Origin of the sequence: Streptomyces sp. B21-105 (genome assembly GCF_036898465.1) — a bacterium.
Classification (GTDB): Bacteria; Actinomycetota; Actinomycetes; order Streptomycetales; family Streptomycetaceae; genus Streptomyces.
This window is the reverse complement of record NZ_JARUMJ010000001.1, coordinates 6,020,615-6,031,586: the sequence shown is the minus strand read 5'-3', so window position 1 is coordinate 6,031,586 and position 10,972 is coordinate 6,020,615. Positions and strand designations below refer to the sequence as shown.

10 protein-coding genes are annotated in these 10,972 nt (G+C 68.8%); all 10 read right to left on the bottom strand.

Features of this window, described 5'->3' with window-relative positions; translation table 11 throughout:
* Positions 1-61: 61 nt before the first annotated feature.
* Complete coding sequence (locus QA802_RS27365; protein ID WP_334527866.1) at positions 62-1,102, bottom strand: ABC transporter ATP-binding protein; 1,041 nt, start codon at positions 1,100-1,102, stop codon at positions 62-64.
* Positions 1,095-2,078, bottom strand: a complete 984-nt coding sequence (locus QA802_RS27360; protein WP_334527863.1) for an ABC transporter ATP-binding protein — start codon at positions 2,076-2,078, stop codon at positions 1,095-1,097. Before QA802_RS27360 ends, QA802_RS27365 begins: the two co-directional genes overlap by 8 nt.
* A gap of 7 nt (positions 2,079-2,085) precedes the next feature.
* Positions 2,086-3,096, bottom strand: coding sequence for an ABC transporter permease (locus tag QA802_RS27355; RefSeq protein ID WP_334527860.1), 1,011 nt, complete (start codon positions 3,094-3,096; stop codon positions 2,086-2,088).
* Positions 3,089-4,012, bottom strand: coding sequence for an ABC transporter permease (locus tag QA802_RS27350; protein ID WP_334527857.1), 924 nt, complete (start codon positions 4,010-4,012; stop codon positions 3,089-3,091). The genes QA802_RS27355 and QA802_RS27350 overlap by 8 nt, the downstream gene beginning before the upstream one ends.
* A gap of 6 nt (positions 4,013-4,018) precedes the next feature.
* Positions 4,019-5,653 (bottom strand): peptide ABC transporter substrate-binding protein, encoded by a 1,635-nt coding sequence (locus QA802_RS27345; protein ID WP_334527853.1) that lies wholly within the window; start codon positions 5,651-5,653, stop codon positions 4,019-4,021.
* Positions 5,654-6,174: 521 nt separating this feature from the next.
* The gene (locus QA802_RS27340; RefSeq protein ID WP_334534919.1) at positions 6,175-6,570 is read right to left on the bottom strand and encodes a VOC family protein; all 396 of its coding nucleotides are present in this window, start codon (positions 6,568-6,570) and stop codon (positions 6,175-6,177) included.
* Between the two features lie 124 nt (positions 6,571-6,694).
* Entirely contained in the window at positions 6,695-7,843 is a 1,149-nt protein-coding gene (locus QA802_RS27335; RefSeq protein WP_334527850.1) for an ABC transporter ATP-binding protein, read from the bottom strand.
* Positions 7,836-8,882 (bottom strand): ABC transporter ATP-binding protein, encoded by a 1,047-nt coding sequence (locus QA802_RS27330; protein ID WP_334527847.1) that lies wholly within the window; start codon positions 8,880-8,882, stop codon positions 7,836-7,838. The genes QA802_RS27335 and QA802_RS27330 overlap by 8 nt, the downstream gene beginning before the upstream one ends.
* Before the next feature lie 51 nt (positions 8,883-8,933).
* Positions 8,934-9,857, bottom strand: a complete 924-nt coding sequence (locus QA802_RS27325) for an ABC transporter permease (RefSeq protein WP_334527844.1) — start codon at positions 9,855-9,857, stop codon at positions 8,934-8,936.
* A gap of 33 nt (positions 9,858-9,890) precedes the next feature.
* On the bottom strand, positions 9,891-10,817 hold the full coding sequence (locus QA802_RS27320; RefSeq protein ID WP_334527841.1) for an ABC transporter permease: 927 nt from the start codon (positions 10,815-10,817) through the stop codon (positions 9,891-9,893).
* Between the last annotated feature and the right edge of the window lie 155 nt (positions 10,818-10,972).

Below are 10,972 nucleotides of genomic sequence, written 5' to 3'. Positions count from 1 at the left end.
TCTCCGCCCGGTGTCCGCCCGCTCTCCGCCCGCTCTCCGCCCGCTCTCCGCCCGGTCTCCGTCAGGACTGTGGTTCCTCCGGGGGGACGACCTGTTTCAGCTCGGCGAAGTGGCACGCCGAGTCGTGCGCCTCGGGCCCCGTGGCGTGGCGGAACTCCGCCGGGACGGCCAGCGCCGGCACCTCCAGCGCGCAGCGCTCCCGCGCCTTCCAGCAGCGGGTGCGGAAGCGGCAGCCGGAGGGGATGTTCGTCGGCGACGGCACGTCGCCCACCAGGATGATCCGCTCCCGGTGCTCGCGCGCCTCCGGGTCCGGCAGGGGCACCGCGGACAGCAGGGCCTGGGTGTACGGGTGGGTGGGGTGGTCGTAGATCTCGGCGTCACGGCCGATCTCCACGATCCGTCCGAGGTACATCACGCCGACCCGGTCGGAGATGTGCCGGACGATCGACAGGTCGTGGGCGATGAAGAGGTAGGACAGCTCGAACTCGCTCTGCAGCCGGTCCAGCAGGTTGATCACCTGCGCCTGCACCGACACGTCCAGCGCGGACACCGGCTCGTCGGCGACGATCACCTCGGGGCGCAGGGCCAGCCCCCGTGCGATGCCGATGCGCTGGCGCTGGCCGCCGGAGAACTGGTGCGGGTACCGGTTGATGTACTCCGGGTTGAGTCCGACGACGTCCAGCAGTTCCTGGACCTTGCGACGCCGGTCGCCCTTCGGCGCCACCTCGGGGTGGATCTCGTACGGCTCCCCGATGATGTCGCCCACCGTCATCCGCGGGTTGAGGGAGGTGTACGGGTCCTGGAACACCATCTGGATGTTGCGCCGGACGGCCTTGAGGGCGCGCACGGACAGCTTGGTGATGTCCTCGCCCCGGTAGCGGATCTCGCCGGCCGTCGGCTTCTCCAGGTTGACCAGCATCTTGGCGACGGTCGACTTGCCGCAGCCCGACTCGCCGACGATGCCGAGGGTCTCGCCGCGGTGCAGGGTCAGATCGACCCCGTCGACGGCCTTCACCGCGCCGACCTGCTTCTTGAAGAGGATGCCCTGAGTGAGCGGGTAGTGCTTGACCAGCCCGCTGACCTCCAGAATCGGCTCAGCCATGCAGGCACTCCCTCCAGAAGTGGCAGGCGCTGGCGCGGTCCGCGTCGGAGTCGTCGACGTCGTACAGCGGCGGGACGTCCCGGCGGCACACCTCCCGGGCCATCGGGCAGCGCGGGTTGAAGGCGCAGCCGGGCGGGATGTGCATGAGGTTGGGCGGCAGGCCCTTGATGGCGTAGAGCTCCTGGCCCTTCTGGTCGAGCCGCGGGATGGAGTCGAGCAGGCCGCGGGTGTAGGGGTGGGCGGGCGCCTTGTAGATGTCGTGCACGGGGGCCGACTCGACGATGCGGCCCGCGTACATGACGGCGATGCGGTCGGCGACGTCCGCGACCACGCCGAGGTCGTGGGTGATGAGGATGAGGCCCATGTGGTACTCGCGCTGCAGGTCCGCGAGCAGGTCCATGACCTGGGCCTGGACGGTGACGTCGAGGGCGGTGGTCGGTTCGTCGGCGATGATGAGCGCCGGTTCCAGGGCCATCGCCATCGCGATCATGATGCGCTGGCGCATGCCGCCGGAGAACTGGTGGGGGTAGTCCTTGACGCGTTCCCGGGCGGCCGGGATACGGACGCGGTCCATCAGCTCGACGGCCTTGGTGCGCGCGTCCTTCCGGGACATTCCGCGGTGCACGACGAACATCTCGCCGAGCTGGTCGCCGACCGACAGCACGGGGTTCAGGGAGGACAGGGCGTCCTGGAAGATCATGGCCATCTCGGCGCCCCGCACCTTGCGGCGCTCGTCCTCCTTGAGCCCCAGCAGGTCTCTGCCCTGGAAGAGGATCTCGCCGGAGGTGATGCGGCCGGGCGGCATGTCGAGAATGCCCATGATCGCCTGGGCGGTGACGGACTTGCCGGACCCGGACTCGCCGAGCACGGCGAGCGTCTCGCCCGCGTCCACGCCGTAGCTGACGCCGTTGACGGCCCGGGCGATCCCGTCCCGGGTGCGGAACTCCACGTGCAGGTCACGCACTTCGAGCAGCATCCGCCCGTCACCTCAGCTTCGGGTCGAGGGCGTCGCGGACCGCGTCGCCGAGCATGATGAAGGCCAGGACCGTGACGGCCAGGGCGCCCGAGGGCCACAGCAGGGCGTGCGGGGCGTTGCGGATGTACGGGGAGGCGGCGGAGATGTCGATGCCCCAGGAGACGGTGGGCGGCTTCAGGCCGACGCCGAGGTAGGACAGGGTCGCCTCCAGGGCGATGTACGTGCCGAGCGCGATGGTCGCGACGACGATCACCGGAGCGACCGCGTTGGGCGTGATGTGCCGCAGCAGCAGCCGGGAGTGGGAGGCGCCGAGGGCGCGGGCGGCCTGGACGTAGTCGTTCTGCTTGGCCGTGATCACCGAGCCGCGGGCGATGCGGGAGATCTGCGGCCAGCCGAGCAGCACCATGAACCCGATGACGGGCCAGACGGTGTTGCTGGTGACGACGGAGAGCAGGACGAGGCCGCCGAGGACGACGGGGATGGCGAAGAAGACGTCGGTGATGCGGGAGAGGACCGCGTCCCACGCCCCGCCGAAGAACCCGGCGAGTCCGCCGAGGACGCTGCCGAAGAGCGCGACGCCGAGGGTGGCGAGGACGCCGACCGTGACGGACGTACGGGCGCCGTAGACGACGCGTGTGTAGACGTCGCAGCCCTGACCGTCGAAGCCGAAGGGGTGGCCGGGCCGGGAGCCTTCCTGGGCCTTGGACAGGTCGCACTTGAGGGGGCTCAGCCAGGTGATGGACCCGGGCCACAGGGAGATGAACACCAGGAACAGGATGACCAGGGCGGAGATGATGAAGACGGGGTTGCGGCGCAGGTCCCGCCAGGCGTCGGACCACAGGGAGCGGGCCTTCTCGGACGGGCCGGAGCCCTGCGGGTCGCCCGGGGTCTTCTCCAGCGTCTCGCCCTCCGCCGTGGCGAGGTCCATCGCCCCGCCCATGCCGGTGTCGGCGATGGCTCCCTCCTCCGGTGTGCGGCCCGCGCCCGGCAGATGATGCTCCGGCGTCGGCTCAGGCATAGCGGATCCTCGGGTCGAGTACGGCGTACAGGAGGTCGACGAGCAGGTTCGCCACCAGGAACACCAGGACGAGGACGGTCACGAAGCCGACGACGGTCTGGGTGTTCTGGCGGAGGATCCCCTGGTAGAGCTGGAAGCCGACGCCGTGGATGTTGAAGATGCGCTCGGTGACGATCGCGCCGCCCATCAGGGCCCCGATGTCGGTGCCGATGAAGGTGACCACCGGGATGAGGGAGTTGCGCAGCAGGTGCCGGGTGACGACCCGGTGGCGCGGCAGCCCCTTGGCGATCGCCGTGCGGACGTAGTCGGACCGCTTGTTCTCGGCGATCGAGGTGCGGGTCAGCCGGGTGACGTACGCCAGCGACACGGACGCCAGCACCAGCCCCGGCACGATCAGTTCGCCGAACTCGGCGTCCGAGGAGACGGACGGTTTGATCCAGCCCCACTCCACGCCGAGCAGCAGCTGCAGCAGCAGACCGGTGACGAAGGTGGGGACGGAGATCACCACGAGGGTCAGCAGCAGGACCCCGGTGTCGACGGGCCGGCCCCGGCGCAGGCCCGTCACGACGCCCAGGGTGATGCCGATGACGATCTCGAAGACGATCGCCACGATGGTCAGCCGGATGGTGACGGGGAACGCCGTCGACATCAGCTCGGTGACCGGCTGGCCGTTGAACGCCGTACCGAAGTCTCCGGTGAAGACGTTCCCCATGTAGGTCAGGTACTGCTGCCACACCGGCTTGTCGAGGCCGAACTCCTTCTTCAGCTGGGCGGCGGTGGCCGGGTCGCACTGCCGGTCACCGCACAGGCCGGCGATGGGGTCGCCCATCACGTTCACCATCAGGAAGATGAGCAGCGTCGCCCCGATGAACACCGGAATCATCTGGAGCAGACGCCGGATCACATACCGGCCCACGGCGGGTCAGCTGACCTTGATCTCGTTGTACACCGGGACGGAGAACGGGTTGAGCTTGACGTTGGAGAGCCGCTCCGAGTAGCCGGCGCTGCCGTTCTGGTACCAGAGCGGGATGGCGGCCATGTTGTCGCGGAGGACCTCCTCGGCCTTCTGGAAGGTCTCCACGGCCTTGGCGGTGTCGGTCTCGGCGTTCGCCTGGTTGACGAGCGTGTCGAAGTCCTTGTTCGACCACTTGCCGTCGTTGGAGGACGCGTTCGTGTAGTAGAGCGGCTGGAGGAAGTTCTGGATGAGGGGGTAGTCCATCTGCCACCCCGCCCGGAACGGGCCGCTCATCTTCCGGTCGGTGATCTGGTTGCGGAAGTCGGCGAACGTGCCGACCGGGTTGCCGACGCAGGCCTTGTCGTTGTCGAGGGCGTTGTTGATCGAGTTGCAGACCGCGTCGACCCACTGCTTGTGGGATCCGGTGTCCGCGTTGTAGCTGATCTTCACCTGGCCGCCGGGCAGTCCGCCGCCCTCCTGGATGAGCTTCTTGGCGGCCGCGGGGTCGTAGTCGCAGGCGTCCCCGCACAAGCCTGCCTTGAAGCCGCCTTCCTCGCCGAGCACCGGGGAGGTCCAGTCGGTGGCCGGGGTGCGGGTCTTCTGGAAGATCGTGTCGGTGATCTGCTCGCGGTCGATCGCGCGGGACAGGCCGGTGCGGACCTTGTCCGAGCCGGTGGTGTTCCACTTCTTGTCGTAGAACGGGAACGCCAGGGTCTGGATGATGCCGGCCGGGGTGTTGAGGTAGCGGTCGCCCAGGTCGTTCTTGACGTTCTTGAGCTGGGCCGCGGGCACGTCGTCGACCAGGTCGAGGTTGCCGGCCATCAGGTCGGTGTAGGCGGTGTTGTTGTCGGTGTAGACCTTGAGGGTCACCCCGCCGTTCTGCGCCTTGTCCTCGCCGGGGTAGTCCGCCCACTTCTTCAGCTCCATCTGGGAGCCCTTGGTGTAGGACGCGATGGTGTACGGCCCGTTGCCGACCGGCTTCTCCAGCCAGCCGGCGTGGTCGCTGAAGAAGGACTGCGGCAGCGGGGCGAAGGCGGGGTAGCCCAGCGTGTCGGGGAAGGTGGAGAACTTCTGGGTGAGCTTGACGGTGAAGGTCTTGTCGTTGACGACCTTGAGCCCGGAGAGGGTGTCGGCGGTCTGCTTGCCGCCCTCGGCGGGGTGGGTGGCGGTGTAGCCGTCGATGTACTCGAAGAAGTACGCGTTCTTCTGGTTGTTCTTCAGGCTCGCGCCGTAGTTCCAGGCGTCGACGAACGACTTCGCCGTCACCTTCTCGCCGTTGCTGAACGTCCAGCCGTCCTTGACGGTGATCGTGAAGTTCTGCGAGTCCGTGGTGTCGATCTTCTCGGCCAGCATGTCCTCGGCCGCGCCGGTCTCCGGGTTGTACCGCTTGAGGCTGCGGAAGACCATGTCGAGGACCTTGCCGCCCTGCACCTCGTTGGTGTTGGCGGGCTCCAGCGGGTTCTGCGGGTCACCCCAGGAGGAGCTGAGGACCGTGCCGCCGTCGCCGCTGCCGCTGTCGCTCCCCCCGCTGCCGCAGGCCGTCGCCGTGAGCGCTGCCGCGGCCGCGCATGCGACCCACTTGGCGTGCGTGGCTCCACGCATGGGATGCCTCCTCGTTGACTGCGCGCCTGTCGCCTTGTCCCCTGATCCTTTACCAGGCGATATGGGCACATAAGCGATTCGACGCACTTTCACCCGTCCGTACGGGCGCAACGAACACACCTGAAGCGTGACGCCCGAACGAACACGCGAGACACGGAGGCGCGGAGGCGGGACGAGCCCGGGCGGGATGCGTGGGCACCGGCCGGCGCGGGGTACGTGGGGCTGGCGCGCGGAGACCGGGCGTTCGGACGCGGACGCGCGGCCGGGGTCCGGCTCGCGCGGGCCGCGCGGCGGGCGGAGGTGGGCGCGCGGCCTGGGCCGTCCGTGGCTCGGGCGAAGAGCGCGGGACGCGGCGGGCGGAGGCGGGCGCCCTGGGACAAGGCCCGCGCGGGACGCTGGCCGGGCGCGGGCCGGGCCGTCCGTGGCTCGGGCGCGATGCGCGAGGGGAGGGCGCGGGCGTTGGTGCCGAGGGGTGCTACTCGGGGCGCGCGGGCGAGAGCTCTGGCCTTGCCGCCGGGGCGTTACGCGGGGGTGGGGGCCACCAGTTCGACCTCGAAGCCGTCGGAGTTCTCCAGGTAGGCCGCGTAGTGGTCCGGGCCGCCCGCGTGCGGGTACCGCTCGGCGAACAGGGGCGTCCAGCCGTGCGCGGGCCCCTGCGCCACCAGCGCGTCGAGATCCGACCGGCTCGCGGCATGAAACGCGAGATGGTTGAGGCCGGGGCGCAGCCGGTCGTGGCCGCCGCCGTCGTCCCGCATCGCCGGGGACTGCTCGACGACGAGATAGGTCGGGCCGAGCCGCCAGCTGCGGCCCCGCTCCCAGTCCTGGTACAGCTCGTATCCGAGGCCGCCCAGCAGCCAGCCCCATTCCCTCGACGCCCGGGACAGATCGGGGACCCACAGTTCGACGTGGTGCAGCATCGTGTCGTCCTCGGTGTCGTCCTTGGCCTTGCGTGGGGGCGGGGTGCGGGTGCCGACGTTCGCGGCCTCCGGCAGCACGGGGCTGCCGGAGGCCGCGGACGGGGGGTGAGCGCTCGGCTCGACGTCAGGCCGCGTGGACGACGTCCTTCTCCTCGGCGAAGTGACAGGCCGACTCATGGGCGGCCGGCGTGTCGGAGCCCTTGAACCGCTCGGGGATCGCGAGCAGCGGGGCCTCCTGCGCGCACTTGTCCTCGGCCTTCCAGCAGCGGGTGCGGAAGCGGCAGCCCGAGGGCGGGTTGGCCGGGGAGGGGACGTCACCGGCCAGGATGATCCGCTCGCGGTGCTCGCGGGCCGCCGGGTCCGGCACCGGCACGGCCGACAGCAGCGCCTGGGTGTAGGGGTGCGTCGGGTGATCGTAGATCTGCTCGTCGGAGCCGATCTCGGCGAGCTTGCCGAGGTACATCACGCCGACCCGGTCGGAGATGTGCCGGACGATCGACAGGTCGTGCGCGATGAAGAGGTAGGAGAGGTTGAACTCGCCCTGCAGTCGCTCCATCAGGTTGATGACCTGCGCCTGGACCGACACGTCCAGGGCCGAGACCGGCTCGTCGCAGATGATGATCTCCGGGTTGAGCGCGAGGCCGCGTGCGATGCCGATGCGCTGGCGCTGGCCGCCGGAGAACTGGTGCGGGTACCGGTTGATGTACTCCGGGTTGAGTCCGACGACGTCCAGCAGTTCCTGGACCTTGCGACGCCGGTCGCCCTTCGGCGCCACCTCGGGGTGGATCTCGTACGGCTCCCCGATGATGTCGCCCACCGTCATCCGCGGGTTGAGGGAGGTGTACGGGTCCTGGAACACCATCTGGATGTTGCGCCGGACGGCCTTGAGGGCGCGCCCGGACAGCTTGGTGATGTCCTGGCCCTTGTAGAAGATCTCGCCGGCGGTGGCCTGCTCCAGGTTCATCAGGAGCTTGGCGACGGTCGACTTGCCGCAGCCCGACTCGCCGACGATGCCGAGGGTCTCGCCCTGGTGGAGGTCGAAGGAGACGCCGTCGACGGCCTTGACCGCGCCGACCTGCCGCTTGAACAGGATGCCCTGGGTCAGCGGGAAGTGCTTGACGAGGTTGCGGACCTGGAGGATGGGCTCACCGCGCTCGACGGGGGCCTCGATCGCGGCGACGGCCTCCGTCTCCGACTGCACGTCGACGGTCTCCACCTCGGAGACGTTCGGTGTGGCGTCCTGGCGCTCGTCGTTCTTGCTGAGCTCAGCCATGGATCGTCTCCTTCCAGAAGTGGCATGCCGAACCTCGGCCGACCAGCTCGGTGCCGTCCTCCTCGGTCACCGGAAGCAGCGCCGGGACCTCCGTACGGCAGATGTCCTGTGCCTTGGGGCAGCGCGGGTTGAAGGCGCAACCGGCGGGGATGTTCAGCAGGTTGGGCGGCAGACCCTTGATCGCGTACAGCTCCTGGCCCTTCTGGTCCAGGCGCGGGATCGAGTCCAGCAGGCCACGGGTGTACGGGTGCGCGGGGCGCTTGTACAGCTCGTGCACCGGCGCGGTCTCCACGATGCGGCCCGCGTACATGACCGCGATCTTGTCGGCCACGTCCGCGACGACGCCGAGGTCGTGGGTGATGAGGATCAGACCCATCTGGAACTCGCGCTGCAACTCCGCGAGCAGGTCCATGACCTGGGCCTGGACCGTCACGTCGAGCGCGGTGGTCGGCTCGTCGGCGATGATCAGGTCCGGTTCCATCGCCAGCGCCATGGCGATCATGATGCGCTGGCGCATGCCGCCGGAGAACTGGTGCGGGTAGTCGCCGACGCGCTGACGCGCGGCGGGTATGCGCACCCGGTCCATCAGCTCGATGGCCTTGGCCTTGGCGTCCTTGCGGGACAGCCCCTGGTGGGCCCGGAACATCTCGCCCAGCTGGAAGCCGACGGAGAGCACGGGGTTGAGGGACGACAGCGCGTCCTGGAAGATCATCGCCATCTTGGCGCCGCGCAGCTTGCGCCGCTCGCTCTCCGGCAGGCTCAGGATGTCCTGGCCCTGGAAGAAGATCTCGCCCTTGCTGATCCGTCCGGGAGGGCTGTCCAGGATGCCCATGATGGCCTGCGCCGTGACGGACTTGCCGGAGCCCGACTCGCCGAGCACGGCGAGCGTCTCGCCCGCATTGACGCTGTAGTTGACGCCGTTGACCGCCTTGGTCACGGAGTCGCGGATCTTGAACTCCACGTGCAGGTCGCGGACTTCGAGAAGGGGTGCGGACCCGTCCGGCCCGGCGTTCGAGGGAGCCTGCTCCAGGCTGGTCATGCCATCACCTTCGTCTTGCTTGCTCAAGGGGGTTCGACTCATGGCCGCGGATCACCGGAGCTTCGGGTCGAGCGCGTCGCGAAGGCCGTTGCCCAGCAGGATGAAGCCCAGCGCGGTGATGACGATCGCAATGCTGGGGTAGGTCCACATGAAGTCCTTGACTCCCATGAACCCGCGGCCCGCGGCGATCATGTTGCCCCACTCCGCGACCTCGGGGTCGACACCGACACCGAGGTACGACAGCGACGCCTCGGCGACGATCGCGATGCCGACGTTGCTGGTGCCGTACACGAGGACCGACGTCAGCGAGTTGGGCAGGATGTGCTTGCGGATGATCCGGCCCTGGCTCGCGCCGAGCGCCTTCGCCGCGTGCACGTAGTCCATCTCACGCACCGACAGGATCTGACTGCGCAGCAGCCGGGCGAAGGTCGCCCAGGAGAAGATGCCCAGCGACAGGACCACCGGCAGCACGCCGCGGCCCATGAGCAGGATGATGACGATGGCGCCGATCAGCAGCGGGAAGGCGAAGAAGATGTCCGCCACGCGCATGATCACGGTGTCCAGCCAGCGGCCGTAGTAACCGGCCAGCGCGCCGAAGAGGATGCCGAGGGTCATCGCGACGAGGATCGAGGCGAGGCCGACGATCATCGCGATGCGGCTGCCGTAGATGAGGCGGGAGAGCTGGTCGCGGCCGAGTGCGTCGGTGCCGAGCCAGTGGCCGGCGCCCGGGGCCTGCAGGGTCGCGTTCAGGTCCTGCTCGAGGGGGTCGTGCGGCGCGAGCAGGGGCGCGAATATCGCGGTGAGGATCAGGACGACGATGATGGCCAGGCCGAGCACGGCGAGCTTGTTCTGCACGAAGCGGTGCCGGATGTCGGACCACTGGCTGACCCTGACGACGCTGGGTTCGGCGTCCTTGGAGGCCGGGACGGGGTCGGCCGTCTTCGGCTCGCCCGCGCCTGTGGCGAGTTCGGTCATGGTGTGACTCCTAGATGGGGGCGGCCCTACGGGTCAGGCCAGTCGGATGCGCGGGTCCAGGGCGGCGTACAGCAGGTCGACGACCAGGTTCAGCACGACGAAGACCGCCACGCTGATGGTCACCACGCCCACGATGACGGGGTTGTTGTTCTGCTGGATCGCCTGGATCAGCGCGAGACCGATGCCGTTCCAGTTGAAGATCGTCTCGGTGATGATCGCGCCCCCGAGGAGACCACCGAAGGAGATGCCCAGATAGGTGATCACGGGGATGACCGAGTTGCGCAGGATGTGCCGCGTGAGCACCGTGCGCCGCGGAAGTCCCTTGGCCACGGCCGTCTTGACGTAGTCGGCGCCCAAAACTTCGAGCATCGTGCTGCGGGCCAGCTGGGCGACGAGTGCCGCGTCGATGATCGCCAGCGTCAGGGCCGGCAGGACGATCGAGTTGAAGCTGTCGTCGGCGATCAGCGGGAACCAGCCCAGCTCGATGACGAAGACACGCTGCATGATCATGCCGAGCACGATCGAGGGGACGCCGATCGCCAGTGTCGTGACGAAGGTCGCCGACACGTCCCAGATCGAGTACCTGCGCATCGCCGCCAGCACACCGACGGAGATGCCGATGATGATGTCGAGCACGATCGCGGCGGTGGCCAGCTTGGCCGTGTTGGCCAGCTTCGGGCCGAGGATCTCGGAGACCGGCCGGCTCTGCGTGTAGTCCTGGCCGAGGTCTCCCTGGACGAGTTTGCCCACGTAGTTGCCGTACTGCACGATCAGCGGATCGTCGAGTCCGTACTGCTTGTGCAGCTGCGCGATCACATCGGGGTCGCGTGCCTTGTCGCTGCCCGCGATCTGCCCGACCGGGTCACCCGGGAGCACGAACAGGCAGGCGAACAGGATCATCGTCGCGCCGAGCACGACGACGACCAACTGGCCCAGCCTGCGGACCACATACCTTCCCATGACTTGCCTCTCTGCCTCGCTGCCGCTTCGTGGCAGCTCCCTCCCCCCAGGTTGGTGGGGCGGTAGGGGTAAGGGGCGGGAGAGTGGATCACACCGCTCCCGACGGTCGTCGAGGGCCGTGGCATCCGAGACATGCGTCTCGGTACCCACGGCCC